The sequence below is a fragment of the Rhizobium etli CFN 42 genome (genome assembly GCF_000092045.1).
GTDB classification, from domain to species: Bacteria; Pseudomonadota; Alphaproteobacteria; order Rhizobiales; family Rhizobiaceae; genus Rhizobium; species Rhizobium etli.
The window spans coordinates 161,757-183,223 of record NC_007762.1 but is presented as its reverse complement, the minus strand read 5'-3'; the positions used below and the strand labels follow the sequence as shown (position 1 = coordinate 183,223).

The 21,467-nt window shown below is 60.9% G+C and carries 27 protein-coding genes; 15 read left to right on the top strand and 12 right to left on the bottom strand.

What is annotated here, in order from left to right; all coding sequences use genetic code 11:
• The 6 genes from RHE_RS21935 (at nt 1) to RHE_RS21910 (ending at nt 4,942) form a co-directional block, all read left to right on the top strand.
• Nucleotides 1-663 carry a conjugal transfer protein TrbF gene (locus RHE_RS21935; protein WP_011427456.1) on the top strand — a complete coding sequence of 221 codons (663 nt, stop codon included), beginning with the start codon at nt 1-3 and terminating at the stop codon, nt 661-663.
• A 17-nt stretch (nt 664-680) separates the two neighbouring features.
• On the top strand, nt 681-1,493 hold the full coding sequence (gene trbG, locus RHE_RS21930; protein ID WP_011427455.1) for a P-type conjugative transfer protein TrbG: 813 nt from the start codon (nt 681-683) through the stop codon (nt 1,491-1,493).
• A gap of 3 nt (nt 1,494-1,496) precedes the next feature.
• Nucleotides 1,497-1,934, top strand: coding sequence for a conjugal transfer protein TrbH (trbH, locus tag RHE_RS21925; protein ID WP_011427454.1), 438 nt, complete (start codon nt 1,497-1,499; stop codon nt 1,932-1,934).
• A 12-nt stretch (nt 1,935-1,946) separates the two neighbouring features.
• The gene (gene trbI / locus RHE_RS21920) at nt 1,947-3,254 is read left to right on the top strand and encodes an IncP-type conjugal transfer protein TrbI (protein ID WP_011427453.1); all 1,308 of its coding nucleotides are present in this window, start codon (nt 1,947-1,949) and stop codon (nt 3,252-3,254) included.
• 163 nt (nt 3,255-3,417) lie between these two features.
• The gene (locus RHE_RS21915) at nt 3,418-4,158 is read left to right on the top strand and encodes a LuxR family transcriptional regulator (RefSeq protein ID WP_032490539.1); all 741 of its coding nucleotides are present in this window, start codon (nt 3,418-3,420) and stop codon (nt 4,156-4,158) included.
• Nucleotides 4,159-4,237: 79 nt separating this feature from the next.
• Nucleotides 4,238-4,942, top strand: a complete 705-nt coding sequence (locus tag RHE_RS21910; protein WP_042119569.1) for an autoinducer binding domain-containing protein — start codon at nt 4,238-4,240, stop codon at nt 4,940-4,942.
• 3 nt (nt 4,943-4,945) lie between these two features.
• Here the strand turns inward: RHE_RS21910 and RHE_RS21905 are convergent, their stop codons facing one another.
• On the bottom strand, nt 4,946-5,287 hold the full coding sequence (locus RHE_RS21905; protein ID WP_032490538.1) for a transcriptional repressor TraM: 342 nt from the start codon (nt 5,285-5,287) through the stop codon (nt 4,946-4,948).
• A gap of 207 nt (nt 5,288-5,494) precedes the next feature.
• On the opposite strand from RHE_RS21905, the gene RHE_RS21900 reads away from it, so the two are divergent.
• The 3 genes from RHE_RS21900 (at nt 5,495) to RHE_RS21890 (ending at nt 6,826) form a co-directional block, all read left to right on the top strand.
• On the top strand, nt 5,495-5,716 hold the full coding sequence (locus tag RHE_RS21900) for a helix-turn-helix domain-containing protein (RefSeq protein ID WP_011427449.1): 222 nt from the start codon (nt 5,495-5,497) through the stop codon (nt 5,714-5,716).
• 103 nt (nt 5,717-5,819) lie between these two features.
• On the top strand, nt 5,820-6,452 hold the full coding sequence (locus RHE_RS21895) for a DUF433 domain-containing protein (RefSeq protein ID WP_011427448.1): 633 nt from the start codon (nt 5,820-5,822) through the stop codon (nt 6,450-6,452).
• Nucleotides 6,449-6,826 carry a DUF5615 family PIN-like protein gene (locus RHE_RS21890; protein WP_011427447.1) on the top strand — a complete coding sequence of 126 codons (378 nt, stop codon included), beginning with the start codon at nt 6,449-6,451 and terminating at the stop codon, nt 6,824-6,826. Before RHE_RS21895 ends, RHE_RS21890 begins: the two co-directional genes overlap by 4 nt.
• A gap of 17 nt (nt 6,827-6,843) precedes the next feature.
• On the opposite strand, the gene RHE_RS21885 is transcribed toward RHE_RS21890, so the two are convergent.
• The 4 genes from RHE_RS21885 to traA are packed head-to-tail and all read right to left on the bottom strand — an operon-like array spanning nt 6,844 to nt 12,503.
• Complete coding sequence (locus tag RHE_RS21885) at nt 6,844-7,458, bottom strand: TraH family protein (protein WP_011427446.1); 615 nt, start codon at nt 7,456-7,458, stop codon at nt 6,844-6,846.
• A gap of 17 nt (nt 7,459-7,475) precedes the next feature.
• Complete coding sequence (locus RHE_RS21880) at nt 7,476-8,639, bottom strand: conjugal transfer protein TraB (protein WP_011427445.1); 1,164 nt, start codon at nt 8,637-8,639, stop codon at nt 7,476-7,478.
• The gene (gene traF, locus RHE_RS21875) at nt 8,629-9,195 is read right to left on the bottom strand and encodes a conjugative transfer signal peptidase TraF (RefSeq protein ID WP_011427444.1); all 567 of its coding nucleotides are present in this window, start codon (nt 9,193-9,195) and stop codon (nt 8,629-8,631) included. The genes RHE_RS21880 and traF overlap by 11 nt, the downstream gene beginning before the upstream one ends.
• Complete coding sequence (gene traA, locus RHE_RS21870) at nt 9,192-12,503, bottom strand: Ti-type conjugative transfer relaxase TraA (protein WP_011427443.1); 3,312 nt, start codon at nt 12,501-12,503, stop codon at nt 9,192-9,194. The genes traF and traA overlap by 4 nt, the downstream gene beginning before the upstream one ends.
• Nucleotides 12,504-12,761: 258 nt before the next feature.
• Here traA and traC point away from each other — a divergent pair, with 258 nt between their 5' ends.
• From traC to RHE_RS21845, 5 genes are all read left to right on the top strand, one after another.
• The gene (gene traC, locus RHE_RS21865; protein WP_011427442.1) at nt 12,762-13,058 is read left to right on the top strand and encodes a conjugal transfer protein TraC; all 297 of its coding nucleotides are present in this window, start codon (nt 12,762-12,764) and stop codon (nt 13,056-13,058) included.
• Between the two features lie 4 nt (nt 13,059-13,062).
• Nucleotides 13,063-13,278, top strand: coding sequence for a type IV conjugative transfer system coupling protein TraD (traD, locus tag RHE_RS21860; RefSeq protein WP_011427441.1), 216 nt, complete (start codon nt 13,063-13,065; stop codon nt 13,276-13,278).
• Complete coding sequence (gene traG, locus RHE_RS21855) at nt 13,271-15,247, top strand: Ti-type conjugative transfer system protein TraG (protein ID WP_042119566.1); 1,977 nt, start codon at nt 13,271-13,273, stop codon at nt 15,245-15,247. Before traD ends, traG begins: the two co-directional genes overlap by 8 nt.
• 243 nt (nt 15,248-15,490) lie before the next feature.
• Nucleotides 15,491-16,069 (top strand): thermonuclease family protein, encoded by a 579-nt coding sequence (locus RHE_RS21850; protein WP_011427439.1) that lies wholly within the window; start codon nt 15,491-15,493, stop codon nt 16,067-16,069.
• Nucleotides 16,070-16,265: 196 nt separating this feature from the next.
• Nucleotides 16,266-16,523 carry a WGR domain-containing protein gene (locus RHE_RS21845; protein WP_042119563.1) on the top strand — a complete coding sequence of 86 codons (258 nt, stop codon included), beginning with the start codon at nt 16,266-16,268 and terminating at the stop codon, nt 16,521-16,523.
• Nucleotides 16,524-16,556: 33 nt separating this feature from the next.
• On the opposite strand, the gene RHE_RS33810 is transcribed toward RHE_RS21845, so the two are convergent.
• The 4 genes from RHE_RS33810 to RHE_RS21835 all read right to left on the bottom strand — a co-directional run bounded on the left by RHE_RS33810 (nt 16,557) and on the right by RHE_RS21835 (nt 18,686).
• A complete protein-coding gene (locus RHE_RS33810) occupies nt 16,557-16,730 on the bottom strand; it encodes a hypothetical protein (RefSeq protein WP_166486938.1) in 174 nt (57 codons plus the stop codon).
• Nucleotides 16,731-17,062: 332 nt separating this feature from the next.
• Nucleotides 17,063-17,554: a hypothetical protein gene (locus tag RHE_RS21840; protein WP_011427437.1), complete on the bottom strand. Its 492-nt coding sequence runs from the start codon at nt 17,552-17,554 to the stop codon at nt 17,063-17,065.
• A 336-nt stretch (nt 17,555-17,890) separates the two neighbouring features.
• Nucleotides 17,891-18,055, bottom strand: coding sequence for a hypothetical protein (locus tag RHE_RS33805; RefSeq protein ID WP_166486937.1), 165 nt, complete (start codon nt 18,053-18,055; stop codon nt 17,891-17,893).
• 322 nt (nt 18,056-18,377) lie between these two features.
• On the bottom strand, nt 18,378-18,686 hold the full coding sequence (locus tag RHE_RS21835; RefSeq protein WP_011427435.1) for a DUF736 domain-containing protein: 309 nt from the start codon (nt 18,684-18,686) through the stop codon (nt 18,378-18,380).
• A 480-nt stretch (nt 18,687-19,166) separates the two neighbouring features.
• On the opposite strand from RHE_RS21835, the gene RHE_RS33800 reads away from it, so the two are divergent.
• The gene (locus RHE_RS33800; protein WP_166486936.1) at nt 19,167-19,343 is read left to right on the top strand and encodes a hypothetical protein; all 177 of its coding nucleotides are present in this window, start codon (nt 19,167-19,169) and stop codon (nt 19,341-19,343) included.
• A gap of 5 nt (nt 19,344-19,348) precedes the next feature.
• Here the strand turns inward: RHE_RS33800 and RHE_RS21830 are convergent, their stop codons facing one another.
• The 3 genes from RHE_RS21830 to RHE_RS21820 form a co-directional block, all read right to left on the bottom strand.
• Nucleotides 19,349-20,272 carry an ArdC family protein gene (locus tag RHE_RS21830; protein WP_011427433.1) on the bottom strand — a complete coding sequence of 308 codons (924 nt, stop codon included), beginning with the start codon at nt 20,270-20,272 and terminating at the stop codon, nt 19,349-19,351.
• A 298-nt stretch (nt 20,273-20,570) separates the two neighbouring features.
• A complete protein-coding gene (locus RHE_RS21825; protein ID WP_011427432.1) occupies nt 20,571-21,158 on the bottom strand; it encodes a hypothetical protein in 588 nt (195 codons plus the stop codon).
• Nucleotides 21,159-21,196: 38 nt separating this feature from the next.
• Nucleotides 21,197-21,451, bottom strand: a complete 255-nt coding sequence (locus tag RHE_RS21820) for a hypothetical protein (RefSeq protein WP_042119559.1) — start codon at nt 21,449-21,451, stop codon at nt 21,197-21,199.
• Nucleotides 21,452-21,467: the final 16 nt, after the last annotated feature.

The window sequence follows — 21,467 nt, the reverse complement described above, 5'->3', positions numbered from 1 at the left end:
ATGGCAGCGAACCGCGCCCCCGAAAACCCGTATCTCGCTGCGCGCCAGGAATGGAGCGAGCGATACGGCTCCTATGTCCAGGCAGCCGCCGCATGGCGCATTGTCGGCATTCTCGGTCTGACCATGGCCGTCATAGGCTTTGGCTATTCGATGTATCTCAGCACTCAGGTCAAGCTGGTTCCCTATATCGTCCGGGTCGATAAACTGGGCACGGCGGTGACCGCGGGCTTCCCTGAACAAATCGAATATGCGGATGTCCGGGTGGTGCGTGCCACACTCGGCAATTTCGTCACCAGCTTCCGTTCGATCACACCCGATGCCGTGGTGCAGAAAAAATATATCGACCGGACCTACGCACTCCTTCGAACATCTGATCCATCGACCGAGAAGATCAACGCCTGGTTCCGCGGCAATTCCCCATTCGAGAAGGCGAAATCGTCGACGGTGGCGATCGAGGTCAACAACATCGTGGCGCTGTCGAACCAGACCTATCAGATCGACTGGACTGAATACGAACGGGACCGGAAGGGCAAGGAAATCGGCACACGCAGATTCCGCGGGATCGCGACGGTTACGCTCACCGCGCCGCAGGATGAGGCGACGATCCGCCTCAATCCGATCGGTCTCTACGTCCGGGATTTCGATTGGACAGCGCAGCTTTAAGGGCAGGGGATTTCTCAATGCACAGAACAGGATTGATCGCAGCCGCCGGCTGCCTGGCCGGGCTCGTCTTTGTCGGGGGCGCTGAGGCGCAGAGCATGACGAACAACGAGGTGAAGGGGACGAACATCTCCAGGAAGTGGCGTGGGACGTCAGGGCTGGTGACGACCGGCCCCGATGGCAAGGTCATCTTCCTCTTTGGCGAAACGCAGCCGTCGGTCGTCTGCTCGCCGCTGCAGGTCTGTGATATCGAATTGCAAGGTGGCGAAATCGTCCGCGATGTCTTGGTTGGAGACACCGTGCGGTGGAAGGTGGAACCGGCGACCTCGGGCGCCACCGGCGGGCAGGCGATCCACCTGATCGTCAAACCATCGGAACCGGGGCTCGTCACCTCGATGGTGGTCACGACATCGCGCCGCACCTATCATATTCAACTCAAGTCTCATCCGAGCCAATATATGGCCCGCGTCGGCTTCGAGTACCCGGAGGACGTCTCGACCAAGCTCGCCGATATCAATTCCCGGCTCGAGACCGGCGGCATCTCCGGGACGGCACCTGACAAACTGAACTTCTCCTACTCGGTGAACGGCAGCGCGTCCTGGAAGCCGAAGCGTGTCTATTCGGATGGTATGAAAACATACATTCAATTCTCGAAATCAGTCTCGAGCCAGGATGCACCGGTGCTCTTCGTCGTCAGCGGCGGTCAGAACCGCATCGTCAACTACAGGATGAAGAACGACATGATGATCGTCGACTACGCGATCGACAAAGCGATCCTCGTCTCCGGCGTCGGCTGGCGTCAGCAAAAAATCACCATCCGGCGGGGAGGCTGAACCATGCGCAAGCTTCTCGTCATCATCGTCGCCGGCACCCTGCTTTCAGGGTGCCAGACAGCCGAAGACGGATTGACGACCAGTTCCACGCCCGTCGCGGTCACTGGCCCCGCTGCAAGTGCGATTGCCGGCGACATGGCGAGTCGGCTCGCCGAACAGATCGGTCCGGCAGGTGCGACGACGCTTAAAATTCAAAAGGACTCCTCGGACTTCGCAACGGCACTGGAGGCGGCGCTGAAAGGATGGGGCTACACGGTCGTCAAGGACGGCAAGGTCGGAAAGGACGTGAAACCGGTCGAGCTCGCCTATTCGCTCGATGGCGTCGACGGTCAGGTGCTCGCACAGCTTTCAACGCAGTCGATCGTCCTCGGCCGGGCCTACACGACAACGGCAGCCGGCGCCACGCCGGCAAGCCCGCTCTCAATCATCCAGCGGAATTGAGGGGAGGCGGACATGGTCCAATCGCTCCAGCTGGGCGCATCCAATCAGGCTGACGATCAGAAAGGCATGCGCCGTCTCAATCGGCTGCCGGTCATCATCGCCATCGTCATCATCGCGCTGTTCGTCGGCGTGGTGGTGATCGGACTTTCATGGCGCGGGCTCCCCTTCAATCGGAACATCGAACTCGACAGCGCCTCGAATGCTCCCGCAACGAACTTCGGAGACCAACTCAAACGCGGCGTCACGGACGGCATCATCGGCGAGCCGGTGGAACGTGAGGCGTTTCAGCCAACGCCCGCCGTCGAACAGAAGGCTGAGAAGGAAACACCCATTGTAGACCGCCGGCCGACGGAGAGGGAAGAACGGCGGCCGAGGCTTGAATCCGAAGAGGAATGGAAGGCGCGCCTGAAGCGGGAGCAGGACGAGCAATATTTCCGCGAGGCTCAGCGCCAAAGGATGGCCCGGCTGCAGGCGCGGGCAACGGCGCTGGACTCGCCGTTGAAGGTGGATATCTCCGATGTCGAGAAAGCCGCCAACAACTCCACGGACGCAAGCCGGCAGACGACGACTGCGACAGCCAACAATGCCTCGGACCTCTACGCCGCCGCCATGAAATCCGGGCTCATGGGCCAGAACGTCGACCAGAATGCCCAGGGTTCCAAGGAGGACTTTTTCAATCAGGACATCAAGGATCTCGGCTATCTGCCGAACCAGGTCGTGCCTCAAATGTCGCCCTACGAACTAAAGCGCGGCTCCGTCATTCCCGCCACGTTGATCACCGGCCTCAACTCCGACCTGCCGGGGCGCATCAGCGCGCAGGTCAGTCAGAACGTCTATGACAGCGCCACCGGTTACCGGCTTCTCATCCCGCAGGGGGCAAAGCTCTTTGGCCGTTACGATTCCAAAGTTTCGTTCGGCCAGGAGCGTGTCCTCGTGGTCTGGACCGACCTCATCTTTCCGAATGGATCGACGCTGCAGATCGGCGGCATGGCCGGCACGGATGCCGAAGGATATGGTGGCTTCAAGGACAAGGTCGATCGGCATCTCTGGCGCACCTGGAGTTCGGCAGCACTCGTCGCGTTGATCGGAACCGGGATCGACATGTCGATGCCGGAGAGTTCAACGCTTGCGACGCAGGACACGGCGTCCGACGCGGCCAGGCGGAATTTCGCGGAAAGCTTCGGTCGCGTCGCCGAGCAGACGATCTCGAAGAACCTCAATGTCCAGCCGACGATCCAAATCCGACCAGGCTACAAATTCAATGTGCTCGTCGATCAGGATATTATTTTTCCGCAAGCTTATCGACCGTCGCAACTGTAATGAGTTCTCTTATCATTGCAAATGCTCCAAAAGATACTCGCGTCGATAGCGGAGGCCGCAGCATGTCGGTCTTTTCCCGCTCTCAGGGGTTGCATTTAGCGACTAGCTCGGCGATTCTATGGTCGCTAACCCGCAAACGATAATCACTGTTACGGAAAGAAGCATGCAGGAAAATGAGCATTCGACCACCTATCCCGACGCTTTCAGCGCGATGAAAAATGCGGCGACAGTGGCGGCCGCTTTGGATGAATTCCAATCGCACTATCCCATTGATTTCGTCACGTTTCATCTTGCGAGAACAATCGTCGATAACGTTGACGCTCCGTTTGTACGAACGACCTATCCCGATAGCTGGGTTTCACGCTATTTGCTCAACGATTACATAAACGTCGATCCAATCATTCGGGAGGGCTTTTCTCGACAGTTGCCTTTCGATTGGCGCGAGATCGATATTACCGAGACTGCGCAAGAGTTCATGGTCGATGCCGAGCTGCATGGGATCGGCACCAACGGAGTCTCTGTCCCGATTGTCGACAAATCGAGGCGTTCGCTCCTCTCGATCAACTCCCAGAAGAGTGATGAAGAATGGACGTTGATCGAGCGCCAGTTTTTGCCAGAGTGGCTTGAGCTTGGATTTCTTCTGCATCGCAAAGCAGTGTTCGAACTCCACGGTGAGAATGATCCCGTACCTGCGCTCGGATCACGGGAAATCGAGTGCCTTCATTGGGCCTCGCGCGGCAAAGATAGCAAGGACATTGGCAAGATCCTGGGACTATCCGAGCATACAACACGCGGCTACCTCAAATCAGCACGCTATAAGCTCGGTTGCCCCACGCTGTCGGCCGCAATAGCTCATGCAGTACACCTGAACCTCATCACGCCTCACGTGGGTACCCCAAGTTAGGGGCATCGGTTCGGGGGATTTATCTCCTCGCATTCCCGTCGCATGTTCGAACAGTGGCACGAACATGGGGAGAGTGAGATTGAATGACGCACTGAGGAATTTGATCGATACCGTTGAGGCGTCACAGGACGAGGTATCGGTCAAAGTGGCTTTGCGTAACTATGGAGCTGCATTCGGGCTCGAGCGATACGCTTACCTCGAAGCGTCAGGTGCGGAAGTCCGTACATTCAACAACTATCCTAAAGACTGGCAGGAAGCATATTTATCCGGTCACTATACACGGATAGACCCCGTAGTCACTGAGGCGAAGCGTCGACAGGAGGCCTTTGGGTGGACTGCAGATAATTGGCCAGCTCGCGGGACGTCCGACCTTCGAAAATTCCGAGAACAAGCCGTGGATCATGGGCTAAGAAGCGGCGTCACGATAGGGACCGATGGCAGTTTCGGCTCGCATCTGATGCTAACGTTTGCGACTTCCGAAGCGAGGACCGACTTAGTTGAGATGCAGCAGACGTTCCAAGCTTTGCAGGCGTTGCTGGTCGTTCATTACCGGCTGCGCTTCATAGCCGCGAGGACACAGCTGGCGCCGAAGCGAACGCTATCACCGCGGGAAATGACGTGCTTGCTTTGGGCGACGAAGGGAAAAACGGCACCTGAAACGGCGATGCTTACCGGAATCAATGCTAGAACCGTGCAACACTATCTCGACAAGGCGCGTGAAAAGTTTGACGCCCAGTCCGTGCCGCAGCTCGTCGCCATTGCCAAGGATCGTGGCCTGCTCTGACGATTACTCGTTATTCTCAAGCAGCACGTCCGGAACGTAGCCGAGCGCGTCCAGGATTTCCGAGAGTTCCTCCTGCTGGTTCTCAGACTTCTTCTGGCGCGAGATGTATTCGTTTTGAAGAGCTTGAAGGACCGACCCGGAGATCGACGGATCGTCGCTCGCGTGCGCCCACTCGTCATATACGGCTTGGTCGGCTGCGAGGAGCCGACGGTGTTCCCGGATTGCCGAAATAGCCAGCGCCTTCAAGTCCGATTTTAGCATCGAACTGTAACGAGATTGTCTTCCGTTTGTTTCGTCTGCGCCGGATAAGCTGGCGTCCTTCATCCCCGTCTCCTCAAATTGCATTTTGTGACGTCAAGAGCCGAGGCTGCATACGCTCGCGATTAAATACCAGATCGTCACAGAATGGGAGGGAGTTCATATTTTGAGCGGCTCAGCACGCGCGCGAAACTAACTTTCTGACGCTGCTGCATCATCTTGATTCGTCAACGGAATGTCTTTGTAGAGAATACTCCGTGGTGAAATACTCTACAAGCCGATGCTCTCTCGATCATGGAGATTCGAGAGGTATTTGCACGAAATTTGAAAGCCGCGCGGCTGGCCAAAGGCCTGTCGCAAGAAGAGCTTGCTTTCAGGGCAGATATCGATCGCACTTACATCAGTTCTCTGGAGCGCAGCGTCTACAATGCGAGCATCGATGTGGTAGACCGCCTGGCCGCGATTTTGGAAATGGAAGCATCTGATCTGCTGAAGCGGCCGCCGGAAAAGAAGTGAATCTTCCTTACCGGTCTGACGGGACCCCGGTATCGAGAAGCTCGGTCACAGTCTTTACGGGGTACGTGAGCTGTATTATATATTCTCCACAAGGAGAATGATTATGACCACCACGTCACACGCATACACGCCCGCCGAGGCGGCGGCTGTCAGTGAGGTCGCTGTTAAGTCGGTGCACAATGCGATCGACAAGCGGATCATCGAGACTCATCTCGTTGACAGCCGGGGTCGAGCGCTCACCGATGAGGATCTGCTTCGGTTGAAGCTCTGGTATGGCGTCGGATCGATCTTGTCTGCCGAGCGCCGCAAACGCTTGTTCGATACGATCGACCAGAACCCCGATGCCGAAACCGTGAGAGCAGACGACTATCTCATTATCGACGTCGCTCGGGCACGGGAGCAACTGGCCGCGCGGGCCGAGGCGCTTCGAGAAGCCGAACGACTGATCGAAAGTGTGAAGGGTGTCGCGGGCGGCGAGCCGGTGTTCAAGCGAACCCGTGTTCCCGTGCGAGTAATTGCCGCGATGAAGACCCAAGGCGCAAGTACAGCGGAAATCGTCGAGGGTTATCCGTCGCTCACCGAGCGCATGGTGGAACTTGCCGAGATCTGGGTTGCGGCCCATCCCGCCAGGGGGCGTCCGAGGAAGCTTTCTGAGCAGGGCCTGAAGGTGAAATCCGTGAAGCGCCTGAGCCTTCGGAACGAAAACGTCTCCAAACCGTCTGGCTCGACCTCGTGAAGTTTCTTATCGATGAATGCCTTCACACGTCTCTCGTGGCCGTCGCTCAAGCGCACGGCCACGATTGCTTCCATGTGAATTGGCTGGGACTGAGCGGCGAAGCCGACTGGGATCTGATGCCTCGGATCATCGAGGAGGATTTTACCTTCGTCACGAACAATGCTCGCGACTTCCGGAAGCTGTACGCGAAAGAAGAATTGCATACGGGCCTGGTGATCATTGTCCCGCAGGTGCTTCCCGCGCAGCAACGAGAATTGTTTGCCCTCATACTACAGGATTTGGCGGGAGAGCAGGCTATGGTCAACGAAGTCATCGAAGTGATCCTCGATGGCGAGGACGCTGTTCTCACGCGCTATTCGCTTCCGGAGGCATAGCGGCCTTCCCAAGGAGATCATTGTCCTCCAATCCTTGATAGGTCGATCCGCATTTCTGCCGATCCAACGCTCTCGCCTTTCTCGACGCTTTCAGTGTTTGCATCCGCGGGCGGTATGTCCGCGCTGGCCTTGTCCAGGTTGGCAGGCAACGTATTGTCGATCGTGACGCTTTTTCCGGGATCGTCCGCCTGGAAGACACTCACGCCCTCGAACTCTCCACTCTTCCAGGCATAGACGGCATCGTCGAAGATCTGGGGGAAGACGTCGTCGCTCTTCGGATTGCCGTACCACTTGGCAACGATCCGCAAGACCTTGGCGAACATCGCCGTTCCCTTGCGGAGGTTTTCGCAAGGATCGACGAGATCGGAGTTCAGATCGGCGGCGTCCTTCACGCCAACGCCCGCCGGAAACTGCGTCAGGCCGACGCGCACCACGGTCTGGCCGACATACTGCCGGATGATCGCCATTGCCTCGTCCTGCGTTGTCGCCTTCGGAACGAGGATCAATCTGCCACCTGATTTGACGGTGACGGCAAAGGGATCATTTGCGCCCGCCGCGGTCACGAACTGCTCGACGATCGCGGGCTTCAGTGAAGGGTCGGCGCATTGTTGAATCAGGGCGGCATCGAGCATCTTGGGCTCCTGGGAAATCAGATGTTAAAGGAAAAAACGACGGACTTGTCGAACAGGCGCGCCCAGGCTTGCGTGCTGGCGCGCTGGATGGCGACGATGGATGTCCCCTTGGTCCACCAGCCGTTGCCGACAGCGACGAGGATATCCGGCTCCTGCAGCATAGACTGCAGAACGGGCCAGACGATCAGCTGCTCGTAGCAGATCAGCGGTGCGATGCGTCCGCCGGCAACGGTCACGACGGGGTTCGAAAAGAAGTGCGCCCGCGCGCCGCCACTTGCCCCAAGCAAGGGACGCCAAGGTTGCCACATCGAGCCTGGCACCGGCATACGTTCGCGATAAAGGAGCCGAGCGGCGTCGCCAGAGATGGCGATCAGAACATTGTCGTATCCGCCCGCATCGACAACTGCCGCGCCGGCGATAACGGTGGCGTCAGTTGCCTGCAAAGCTCGCACCCATAGCCGCTTGACGGTCGGCGTCCAGAAGCCAAGAGAGCTTTCGGGAAGAACAATGGACCGGGCGCCACCGGATGCCCGATCCGTCACCGTGGCAATCAGATCACGGTGACGCTCAATGCTGGCATCCCGCCCCAGCGACGCACCCATTTCGAGGTCGATCCCCTGCCAGGATTCCGGTGGGTTCGGTTCGTCCCAGGTTGCGGCGGACCAGATCCAAAAGCTTGCCAGGACAAACGCGACAGCTGGCCACATGCGGGTTACGAGGCCCATGAGGCCGGCTGTCGCGGCAGCCAGTCCCCACCATCCCCATCCTGGAAATAGTACGCCTGCAGCGGTGATCGGATGAGCCCAGCCGGCAATGCCGAATGGCGGAACGGCCATCAGAACCGCTGCCAGGAGATAGCGACGCGGACGAGCACCCGTCCTCTTCGTCCAGAGGACGGTATGCACGATGACGAAGCCGGCGGACGCACAGAGCCACAGCAATAATCCAGGCCAAAGGTCCGAGGAATAGAAGGTCGCGGCGCCCTGCGGCAGTCCCCGGGATGCGGTCAGGAAATAGACGGCCGAGATGACCGCGGCCGTCCACCGTGCTCGCGCAAGCGCCCAGAGAACCGGAAACGCGAGGGCGACCGGAAGAAGCAGGACGTGGCCACTCCATCCCACCGTCCCGGCGACGGTTGCGACGGCAATCAATGCGGTTGGCTGGAGATACTCACGGCGCATAGGTGAGCACCGGTTTCGCCAGGCCGAGGATTCCGGAGGCGGGCAGGGGGCCGAAATAGCGGGAGTCATAGGAGCTCCTGAAGGGTGAAAGGAGAAAGACGCTTTCATCAGGCACGACGCCGCCGGGAAATGGCTTCATCGGCCGGCCCTTGCCGTCCCGTTCAGCCAGTTCGGAAAATGCAATTGGGCGTCCATCGATCGTCACGCCGGCGCCGATTTCGATATGCTGCCCGGCAATGGCTATGACCGTCTTGATGAGCGGCGCGATGCCGCCTTGGCACGTTCCGGAGCGGAGATAACCACGCTCTCTCGCCTCCCGCATTTCTGTCGTTTGCGGGGGGCAAATGAAGATGAGATCGCCGGCAACCGCCGGGCGATCGAGCGCGACGATGCGCCAGAGACCGAGAGGTTCACTGGGTGTCATGTTGATGCGAAAGCCGCCGACGGTCGCGGCAGCAACACCGCCGCCAACGATGGATGCCGCCAGGGCCAAGAGCACGACTGCATTCGTCCTCTGAGCGCGTCGCGTCCCGAACGCAAACACGGTTATCTTCATTTGAGCGACAGCCCCTGGCTCTTCGTCTGACGCAGGGCCTCGGCTTGCTTCAGCGCCTCGGTCGTGCGCTCATGCGCGGCGAGCTGCTGCACCGTCCGTATCATATTCCACGCCGATTGCACCTCGGCCTTTTGTCCGGCCGTCATTCCCGACGTGACGGCATTGAACGTCTGTCCATTGGGGTCCTTCGCGGCAAGCGACAGGAAAGTCCGCTCGCCGAAACGCTCGGAGACAGCCTTGGCGAAACCCTCCAGTTCAGCCTTCACCATTTTGTCGGCGAGCGCATATTCGAGGCCGGCGGGCAGGTCGTTTCGGTCGATCGCATCGCGAACGCGTTCCAATGTCTGTTTTGCGTTTGGCGACAGCGCGGGAATATCGATCGAGACCTTCAGACGGACAGCGCGTTCTTCGACCTCGAACTTACGTTCCGCCTCCGCCCGCTGGCGCAGATAGCGCTCCAAATTTCGGGCCAGCGCCGGCGCATTCGTTTGTGCCTTTTCTCGCTCCTGCTTGTCAGAGCGGCTGGCGAGGATCCCGGTCTTGCCCTTGAGCGCGCCGAAGCTTTCGGGCTCCGACCCGAGCTTGGTCAACGTGGATTTCGCAACGGTCTCGTTCTTCAGCATGGCGTCGACATTGACGGCCTTGAATGCGCTTTCCGCCTGTGCGTAAACGAGATGGAAGCGGGCCGAGACCTCCTCCCATTGCTTCTTCAAACCCGGATCGGCGGCGACCTTGTCCTCGATCGCCTGGTCGACCGATTTGGCGAAGGTTGTGATGCCCGAGACCATCGGCTTTGCCTCCTTGTTGCTGTTTTGGATTGGGGACTGCGCAACGCCGCGGACGAGCCGGAGCCTGTCGGCAACGGCCGCAAGGCGGGCGCCTAGATTGGCAAGCTTTTGCTTCTGACTGACGACCCATTCCAGCCGGTCGCGAACCAGGGTTCGGGCGACATTCACAAGATGCAGACCGCGGGTTTCGGCAAAACGAAGCGCTGCGCGATAGAAGGCGCTCTTTTCGTAATCGAGCGTCGTTTCCTTCGCATTCCTTCGCGACAGGATCGGGATCAACCCACCGTTCTTGGCGAAGGATCTGCGGCCGTAATAAACAGCCAGGTCCTCACGATGACGCGTCATGGCGACATAGGTGAGATGACGGTCCAGCGAAAGGGAGGCGAGCACTTTGACCTGGTCGACGGTGGCGCCCTGGCTCTTGTGGATGGTCGTGGCATAGCCGTGATCGAGGTTGTCGTAGAAGCGCTGTTCGACCAGCACTTTTCGGGCATTCTCGCCATCGCCGATCAGCGCGATGATCCGTCCCGGTCCCGCCTCGACGACCTTGGCCAGCATGCCGTTTTTGACGCCCAGTGATCCCTCGTTCTTCAGGAACACGATCTGGTCGCCGACGGCAAAATTGCGGCTGCCATCGGCCGTCTTGAACATGGATCCCTCACCAAGGATCCCGCGTTCGATCAGTTTGATGCGCGCCATCTGGTTTAGCATGCGCACGTCGCGGCGCAGATGAGCAAGGATCAGCGACGTCTTCGTCGGATCGTAATCGCGGTCCCAGGCCGCGATCAGGTTGTCGACGGCCTCGGCTTTGAGATCCGACCCGATGACCCTGCCATTGGCGCGGTAAGCATCGATCGCCTTGCCGACCTTGCCGCGCGCCAGATCAAGTGAGGCATCGCGCATCCATTGCTGGCGCTGGCGATAGATGGTTTCGAGTTCGGCATAGCCGATGCGATCGGCGATGGCGCGGAAGGCGGCACCCGCTTCGATCGGTTGAAGCTGTTCGGGATCGCCGACGAGGACGAGCTTGGCGCCGGCTTTCGTCACTGCTTCGACGAACAGCGCCATCTGCCGCGACGACACCATGCCCGCCTCGTCGAGAACGAACACCGTCTTGCTATCGAGCTGATCACGGCCTTGGTTCCAGCGGAGCTCCCACGACGCAAGTGTGCGAGAGATGATGCCCGCTTCCTTCTCCAGTCCCTCGGCCGCCTTGCCGGCAAGTGCTGCGCCGACGACCCGATAGCCGGCCGCTTCCCAGGCCTCACGCGCCGCCTTCATCATCGTCGTTTTGCCGGCGCCGGCGCGGCCGATCACGGCCGCGATCCGCTCAGTTCCCGCCACATGCTCGATCGCGGTTTTCTGCTCGTCCGACAGACGCTCATGACGCTCGAAAGTCGCGGCAAGCACTGTGTCACGCACGCCATGCGACGATCGCTGCGACAGCCAGACGGCACGATTGGCCATCTCCGCTTCGAGCCGGATCATGTCGCGGGTCGTGTACTTGGCCGGCTCGCGGGTACCGCTGGCAAGGTCGACCCGTTCGCGCTCGATGCGGAAGGTTTCGGGGCAGAGCAGGATCCGAACCATGAGGCTTTGGAACAGCACTGCGTCGTCGACGTAGCGGTGCAGGATCTTAGCCACGTCCCGTTCATCAAAGACGCTCTTCTCACGCATGATCAGGTCGAGGACGAGTTCAGGATTCCTGTCGATGCGCCTGACGTTTTCGCTCCGCCTGGCGTTCTGCAATTCGAGGCGTTCGAGCTCAATGGGCTTGGGCGCACCATCGGATTTCCGCTCGATCGCCTTCGTGCCAACGCCGAGATGGATGGTCGGCTCGAGATCGATCCCTTGCTTCTCAAAGGATCGGCCATCGACGCGAATGTCGAGACCCGCAAGCGCCAGGTGCCGGTTCTGACAGGCAAACCATCCGTCGCGGAACGCATTGAAATCATCGATGCTTCCGGCCCAGAGTTCATAGACGATCTTGCCGGCGTCGTTGCGGATCGGATTGCCGTCCGGTCCTGTTACCGCTACCTTCTTGGCACCAAATCCGTCCGCAGTCAGCGGCCGCAAGGTCGTCATCAGATGAACATGCGGGTTGCCGGGCGCGTCGTGATAGACCCAGTCCGCTACCATGCCGTTCGCCGTGATGTGCTGCTCGACGAAATCCCGCACCAGCGCAATGTTCTGCTCGGCGGTCAGCTCGATCGGCAGGGCGATCGTCACATCCTTGGCGAGCTGCGCGTCGGAGCGCTTCTCGAAACCTTCGACCTTGTTCCAGAAAGCCTCGGAGGCACCGGAAACCGAACGATCTGCGATCATCGAGCGCAGCCAGTCCGGGGCATCGGCGGGGATTACGAACTCTTCGTGGAGCAATCCCTGCTTGCGGGTGTAGTCGATCGTGCGGGCCTCACGCTCGAACTCCATCTTGGCGCAGTGGCGGTAGGCCGCCGACAGCACGGCGCTGCGGCCGGAGCCACGAGCGACGACGCTGACGGAGAAATGGGGGACGGCCACGGCGGAATTCTCTCCCGGTTGCGAACGAAATCAACGGGTTCGTCGGGAGCGGCAGGCCCCGCCGGGGCCAAAAAGCAGGGCGTCGCGCCAGCGACGTATAATTGCGCCCTTCGGATCCGCTCCTTCGGAACGGCCGGGATCATTCACCAAAGCTTGCGCTTTGGCGATTGAAGGATTCACAGTAGTGCGTGCCGCACTCACCTCCGAAAAAATGGGTTCGAAAGACAAGCTTTCTCACCCAAAGGGAGACGAACGGACATGAAGAAACCCTCCTCGAAAATCCGCGACGAAATCGCCAAACTCCAGGAGCAGCTCAAGGCCGCCGAGACCCGTGAGGCCGAGCGCATCGGCCGGATTGCCCTCAAGGCCGGTCTTGGCGAGATCGAGATCGACGAGTCCGAATTGCAAGCGGCCTTCGAGGACCTGGCGAAGCGGTTTCGCGGAGGAAAGGTCACTGCGAACGGAGGGAAAAGGGGAAGCAGCGCTGGCGAAAGCAGCGCATCGTCCACGCAGGACGCGTCTGGCGCGGCTGCGGGTGGGACTGCTGAGGCTTGAACGGATGGCACGCACGACCACGTCCGATGCCCGCAAGAAGGACACACGGGAGAAGATCGAGCTTGGCGGTCTGATCGTCAAAGCCGGTCTTCGCTACGAGAAACGGGCGCTTCTGCTGGGGGCGCTGATCGATTTGCGCCAGCGCCTCAAAGCCGACGAGATGGAACGTTCGCGACTGATGGCGATCGGTGCGGAGGCCTTCGGGAAAGCCGATGAATAGGATCATACTCTTCATCGCGCCCATCGCTCTGATGATCGTGATCGCCGTTGGTTTGACCGGGATCGAGCACTGGCTGTCCCAATTCGGAAAGACGGATGCCGCACGGCAGATGCTCGGCCGAGCCGGGATCGCGCTGCCGTATGTCGCTGCAGCCGCCATCGGCATCGTCTTCCTGTTTGCCAGCGCCGGCGCGATCAGGATCAAGACGGCAGGTTGGGGAGTGGTCGCCGGCGGTGTGGCGACGATCCTGATCGCCGCCATTCGCGAAGTAATTAGGCTCTCGGCCTTCGCGGAACAGATTCCGGCCGGCAAGTCCATCCTCTCCTATCTCGATCCGGCGACTCTGGTCGGAGCTGGGGCGGCGGCGATGGCCTTATGCTTCGCTCTGCGCGTCGCATTTGTTGGCAACGCGGCAATCGCCAATGCGGAGCCAAGGCGCATTCGCGGCAAGCGAGCGCTGCATGGCGAGGCCGAGTGGATGAAGCTGCCGGAAGCGGCAACCCTGTTTTCGGATACCGGCGGCATTGTCATCGGCGAACGGTATCGCGTCGACAAGGACAGCACCGCGGCGCGCGCGTTTCGGGCCGACGAGCCGGAAACATGGGGCGCCGGCGGCAAGTCACCGCTGCTCTGCTTCGACGGGTCCTTCGGTTCGTCGCACGGCATCGTCTTCGCCGGCTCCGGCGGTTTCAAGACGACGTCGGTGACGATACCGACGGCGCTCAAGTGGGGTGGATCGCTGATCGTTCTCGATCCGTCGAACGAGGTGGCGCCGATGGTCGCGACCCACCGGACGAGCGCCAACCGGGACCTGTTTGTCCTCGATCCCAAAAACCCGGAGACAGGCTTCAATGCGCTGGACTGGATCGGGCAGTTCGGCGGCACCAAGGAGGAGGATATCGCTTCCGTCGCCTCATGGATCATGAGCGATAGCGGCGGCACGCGCGGTGTGCGCGATGATTTCTTCCGGGCTTCGGCATTGCAATTGTTGACGGCGATGATCGCCGATGTTTGCCTGTCCGGCCATACGGAGAAAGAAAACCAGACACTGCGCCAGGTTCGCGCCAATCTCTCCGAGCCGGAGCCGCAACTGCGCCAACGCCTGCAGGAGATCTACGACAATTCGGAGTCGGATTTCGTGAAGGAAAATGTCGCGGCTTTCGTGAATATGACACCCGAAACCTTCTCTGGCGTCTACGCCAATGCGATCAAGGAAACCCATTGGCTATCTTACCCGAACTATGCCGCGCTGGTTTCGGGCAAGACGTTTTCAACGGGGGACCTTGCCCAGGGGAATACGGACGCGTTCATCAACATCGACCTCAAGACGCTGGAGACGCATGCGGGACTGGCGCGCGTCATCATCGGCTCGTTCCTCAACGCGATCTACAATCGCGATGGCTCGATGAAGGGCAGAGCGCTGTTCCTTCTCGACGAGGTGGCGCGGCTCGGCTACATGCGGATCCTGGAAACCGCTCGAGACGCCGGCCGAAAGTACGGCATCACGCTCATCATGATCTATCAGTCGATCGGCCAGATGCGCGAAACCTATGGCGGCCGCGACGCGGCAAGCAAATGGTTCGAGAGCGCGAGCTGGATTTCCTTTGCCGCGATCAACGATCCGGAAACCGCAGATTACATCTCACGTCGATGTGGCATGACGACGGTCGAGATCGACCAGGTCAGCCGCAGTTTCCAGGCGAAGGGATCGTCGCGCACGAGATCGAAGCAGCTGGCCGCGCGGCCGCTGATCCAGCCGCATGAAGTGCTTCGCATGCGCGCAGATGAGCAGATCGTCTTTACGGCGGGGAACGCGCCGCTTCGATGCGGGCGCTCGATCTGGTTTCGGCGCGAAGACATGAAATCCTGCGTTGGGATGAATAGGTTTCACAAAGTCAGAAACACGCCGGAAGGCGCTCGGATCGAGCCGGCGCGCAGTACAACGAGCAAGGCCGATCCAGAGAGATGAAGAATATCGGAGAAATCAGCATAGCGGCCGCACGACAGGGCGGGATTTCGGGAATTCTCGCCGTGCGAGGGGCGGGAAACAGCGCAGCCGCAGGAGCCTCAATATAGTGGCCCGCAGGGGAGACGGGACCGACTGCGCCCCGCGCCTCGCACACCGCTTTACCGGCCCGACTTCAGGTCGGTCGTAAACGCAGATGAAACCGAGTCCGAGATAGGTTGAGGAAAGCAGGAGAGGAGCGGGCAAGTGGCGAAATCGAATGTGGTTCCGTTCAGAAGGCCGCGGAAGTCCGGCAGTAGGAATGATCGATATCGCCTGCGGGGAAAGTCACCCCAGTCCGGACAGAAAGGTCCGCGCACATCGCTGATGGCATTGATCTCAGCCATCATGATTGCTGCTGGAGGCTGGTTTGCCATCGGCGGCGGCGATCTCTCTGGTGTGCTCGCTTTTGCCACAACGCCGACGGCGGATAGATTGGCGGCTGCGTTTGCGTATTGCCGCGAGAGCGCGCGCATGAACTGCGTCGTCGATGGGGACACGTTCTGGTTCGAGGGCGAGAAAATCCGCATCGCAGATATCGACACGCCGGAACTCAGCCCGCCTCGCTGCGAAGCGGAACGCATCAAGGGCGAGGCCGCGAAAGCACGCCTGCTGGCGCTGCTCAATGCCGGCAACTTCTCACTCGCGTCCGGCTGGCGCGACGAAGACAAGTATGGCCGCAAGCTCCGGACAGTATTGCGATCGGGACACTCGGTCGGAGACAGTCTCGTTAACGAGGGCCTTGCCAGGCGTTGGGACGGGGCCAGACACGGATGGTGCGGCTGAGGACCCGCGAGAGGATCGTTGCCGGATGGCCGAAACCGCCCAGCGGGTTCGGGGAGCGTAAGCGAGTAGAGCTGTACGCCGACGGCGTCTCGCCCAAGGCCACCACTTGTGTTTCATCACAGATCTGAATCAATCCATGCCCACCGATTCATAAGTGTCGTTGGACGGGATTCCCGCGATCAGAGATTCTGACCTCATGATCGCGCAACCCTACCATCTTTATGTCGAACGCACCGATGCGGCGAAGAACATGGCGCGCTATTATGCCATGTCGATCGAGCCGAACCTGTTTGGCGATGTCTGCCTGCTCAGGAAGTGGGGCCGCATTGGCGCCAAAGGCCAGATGTTGGTCCATCATTTCGGACGGGAAGAAGAAGCCGTCGAACTGTTTCTCGATCTGCTCCGACAAAAGCGAAAACGCGGTTATCGCCCGCGTGCCTGCGTGGCGAGTTGAGCAAGGCCCGCCGAAGCGGGCCGTGCCAGCACGTCATCGGCGCCGGTTCCAATCGGTCTCGAAGGACACTTCGATCTCGACGAAGAACGGGATCTTGATCGCGAGTTTCAGGCCGAGCTTTCCCTTGCGGAAGAAGTGGCTGATCACCTTGCCGAGAGTGCGGAGCCGGCGGCCGGTAGATGCGAGGAATTGAGCGAGTTGTTGCATGATGGATCTCCTTTCGAATTGCGGTCATCGCGGGGTGAGAGCGCAGACCGGAAAGGAGGGATGCACCTGACAAGGCCGAAACGAATGTGGAGGACCTGGCGGCGGCTGAATTTTGATCGGCGAGGAGCCGCAGAAGGCGGCGGGGAAAATTCTGTTGCCGGCAGGTTGCGTCCCGACGAACGGGCTGCAACATCCCCGATAACAGATGACAGCAGGTCGAAAGGAAGAGGCTCAACTGGCCGTTCTCGCCATCATTGCGATGGTCTCGCAGGCATCTCAACGAAGGGCCGCTGTCGCCGCCCTCCGGATGGTCGAGCCCGCCGCAGGATTGATTACGATCCTGTGCACCTGATGTAGCTGACACTGGAGGCCCTTACCGCGATACCGGTTTCGCGTGTGATATCCTTGACGATCGGCGCAAGTGAGCCGAGTTCGGCGTCGGTGAGCGCAATCAGCTCCGGATAGTCGATGTCGACGCCGGTATAGTCCGCCGTCAAAGCGCTGGACCAATCGCCGCCGTTGATGCGGAATTCGTGCGTGTCGAAATCGATGTCGAGCTCATCCATCAGGTTGATGGTGAAGCGCCCGAAGATCTCAGCCTCACCCTCAAGCCGATACTCCGCGAACTCGTCGTCTCCGATGAGAACGCTGCGCTCCAGCGCCATGATAATCCGCGCGCGCCCAATTGCTGCCTCCAGTCCTTCGAGCAGGCGATCGTGGAGGGCTCGCGAGAATTCGCTGTCGCAGCCGAAGCGGTTTGCGAGGACGACGAGCCGGAAGCCGGCAAGCTTGGTGTAAAGCATGAGGTTCTGATTGGTTGTCATGATGTGATCTCCTTCGTTGATGACGGAGATCGGCCACTCCGTGGCAAAGAGGGGTCAAGGAGCGCGGAACGCGGCTCGCAAGCGGGGGAACCGATTTTTTCGGGAAGCGAAGTGCAACGCAGCGGCGGAAAAATTGGGGGAGACCGCGCCGTCCTTGACGCCGGATTTGCTGGAGTACCATGGGACGTCAGAGAGAGAAGAGACCCACGGCCCTGGAGGGGACGTGACCGTATCCGGCGCGAGCCGGCAAGATTGTCGAGGGGGTGAAACCCCTGACAGCCGGGAGGCCGGTCGATCCGGCGGACCGGCTCATGATCCAGCAGAATGAGAGCCGCCTCAGAAAGGCGGCTCGGCTTCGATGGTGCCGTCCTGTTCGGCAAGCGCCACGGTCAGGTCGGCCTGGGCGAGCTGAAGCTCCGCTTCGATCTGGCGCCGCTCGGCGGCGTCGCAGGCGTTCCTCAACTCGGCCCGCAGTTCCTCGATGTGCTGTTCGATGGTCATCGTCTCATCTCCTTGAGTTCGTGAAAGACGAGACGGCGGGGCGGGAAGAGGTGGCGGGGTCAAGGAGCGCACAAGCGACCGGCGGAGCCGGCGAGTGGGGGGAGCCGATTTTGTTGGAGCGGAGGGAACCGGAGCGGAGGCTAAATTGGGGGAACCGCTCGTCCTTGAGGCCGGCATTTCCTCCCGGCACGATAGCATCCACTGAGCAGACATATTCCGGTTCCGCATCGCACCGAAAAAGCAGGCGGCAGGCTCGATGCCTGCCGCCTGCTTGTCTTTGTGGCCGGTTGGCCCCGCCTCGGTGGCGGGGCCGTCCGGGGCCTCAGTCCCGGTTGGGGCGGGACCAGATCAGCTGGTAGCCGTCCTCGCCCTCGACCTCGGTGAGCGTCGCGTAGATCGGAGCGGGGAAGCTCGGGTCGTCGAGCTTGACCGAGAGATAGTCGCGATCCTGCTCGGAGCGCTTCTGCCAGGCCGCGCCCAGCTCGACATTGCCGGCGTAGATGCGGTAGTGCGGACCCTTGTCGGAGGGGTTCTCGATGCGGGCGATGCGGGCCTTGACGTTGAGGGCGAGCGTGCGGATCGAGCCGTTGAAGCCGGTTTCGGTGGAGGTGAAGGTGCCGATGGTTGCCATTGTCGTATTCCTTTTGCCGTTTCGGGCCGCGCCCATCGCGGCCTCGATGGCTGTCGCAAGGATCGGGGACGATCGGCCCGCACCCCCGGGGTCCCCGTTGCGCCTGCGCAATGGGGTGGCTCGTAGGGCCGGAATGAAATGGAGGGCGGCCAAGAGAAACTTTGTTGCCGCGCGAGGAATGGCGGCGCCGCCGCCAGGGGAAGAAAGTTTCGCATGGCCGTTGCGGGAGGACGATCGAGGCGAAGCCGTTCTCCGGTCAGACATGCCTCATCGAGCCCGCGAAGGACGGGCCTGGCTGAGCCGCCAAGGGAATATGTCGATGGCAGCCACTCCCCGACTGCCTGCCGGATCCCTGCGACGGGGGATCCGCCGCCCTGTCCACATGTCAAAATCAAACGTCCGGGCATCGCCGAACAAGGGCGTTGCGTTGGCCGCTCTTCGGGCTATCGTCGTGCTCGCGAATCGTCGCCTGGAGGATCTATGCGTCAGCAGCCAAAGCCGTTTGTCGTCGAAATCAAGCCGTCCCGGAAGCTCAAGCCGACCGACCGGAAAACCTCGATCTGGGGCAAGCTGGACCTTACGGCTGATCCTGACACGCTCTCCGCGTTGAAGCCCGAACAGGTGCCGGCCGCTGACGAGACCAGCGACCGACGCTAAAGTCCTCAGGCAGCGAGCCGGTCGTCAGCACGTTCGGGCTGTAGGCCATGCAGGAAACTTACGGCCCGCTGCGCATGCGCCGCCGCCTGAAAGAGAGCCCGCCTGTCGTCGCTGAGGACCTTGAGCCAGGAGCCGACGTACGAGGCGTGATCGGGGCGGGGCTCGACCTCGGGAACAATGCCGAGATCGGCGCACAGGAAGCAGCTGCCGAGTTCAGCAATCAGTTCCTCTCGCGCCCGCTCGGATTTGTCCTTGGCATAGCGGCTGAGATCGCGGCCGAGGCGATGCGCCGGCGCCGTCCAATGGGTGACTTCATGACTCAAGGTCGCGTAATAGCTTGCCGCATCCTTGAAGCTCTCAAACGGCGGCATCTGGATGATGTCGGCGGCCGGCGCGTAGAAGGCCTGGTTGCCACCGTGGCGGATCACGGCACCAGTGTTGCGAAAGAACCGGTCGGCATCCTCGATGCGCTTGATCGGATCCGGACCAAGTGCCGGCCGGTGATAATATTGGTCGGGGAGGCCATCGATCTGTTCGACGTTGAAGACACTGTAGGCTTTCAGGAAAGGAATCTCCCGCTCGACCTCGCCGCCATTTCCATCGGTTTCGGACTTGGTGAACCGGCTGGCGAAGACGACCATGGCACCCGTCTCGCCCTTGCGGACGGCAGCACCCAGTTCGAGGGCCTGCTTGAACGTCATCCACGTAGATGACTCATATCCCCGGGCGTTGCCCTCCGACCAGAGAAGCAGCACGTTGACGCCCGAATATGGCTGCCCGTTATGACGCAGCGGCCGGGTAATACGGCCGGTCGTGTTCTCGGCGTTCCATGGCTTCATCCACGGCCGCACGCCCTTCGCCAGATCCTCAACGATTCTGTCAGTGATGCGGGTATAGAGATCGCCCCGTTGTTTCTCAGTATTGCTCATCTTCAAGCCTCCGGTTTTGAGGCCGCGCCCATCGCGGCCCGTTACGGAGGGGCGAAAGCAGAAGCAAGTCAGCCGGCGGATGCACCGGAACGGCCGTAACGAAGTGGAGGACGGCGAAGCCGTTGCATCTGCCGGTGGCTCCTGCAGACCCGACAAGCGGAACGGGCCGCTACGGGCGATTGCCTGATTTCCGTTCCCGATTGACCGTGTCAGCGACACGAGAACAGCCGGCTCCGCCCGGGAACCGGCCGTTCTCGCGTTTATCGGAGGGCGGGGGCCGGAGCCCCGCCGGCAGGGCCTAGTCGAAGGCCGAGATCTGCGCTTCGGCGGCCTTGCGGTTCAGCGAGTGGCCCGGCTGCTCGACGGGCCGGTCGAACGGCTTCCAGGTCTCGCCGATCACCTGGGCATACGCGGCAACTGCGCCCTCAGCCGCCATTCTGAGCGAATGGGCCTGTATGCCCATGTCGGCGGCGAATTCGCGCTTGCGCTGGGCGGCGCTGTCAAAGCCGACGGGGCCGTCGAGGTCCTCGTCGCGGGCATCGTTGGCGGCCTTGGCGGTAGCATCGCGCGCCTCGGTGACAGCGCGGCTGTAGAACTGCCCGGCGCCGTGGGCAGAGCCGACGAAAGCGCCGACGATCCGCTGCAGGTGGATCTGCATCGCCTTGTCGCCCAGGCCATCACCGAGCGCATCGGCGGTCTCGATGACGAGCCGTTCGTGCAGTTCGCGGATGCCGTCGCTGTCAATGACCGCGGTGCCGAAACTCTCGGCGATCTTCAGCGCCTGGCTGGCGTCCGGGCACGTCAGCCGGACCATCTCGATGGTGGCGCCCTTGCGCAGTTGCACGACGCGGGCGGATTGGCGAGAGGAGGGTGCGGGCTTGGCCATGATCGTTTCCTTTCGAGGTCGTCCGAACGGGCTCCGGCTCATGCCGGCTTGCCCTTCGGTGCGGTCGCCCCGCTCCGGCGGAAGACGGGCGTTTCAGGGTCCGGCCCTGCCTGGACGAGCGGAGCCGGTTTGCGGGCGAAGAGGGCACACTGCCCTCGATAGAGCACGCGAGCCTGCTCCGCGAAGGACGGCGGGGTCCGGCCGCCCCGCGGCGCGACAGCGGCCTTGAAGCGCACGGCCGCCGGTTCAGACCGCAGCAAAACCGAAGGGCGATCCGGCAGGGTAGGGATCATGACGTCCTCGAACGAA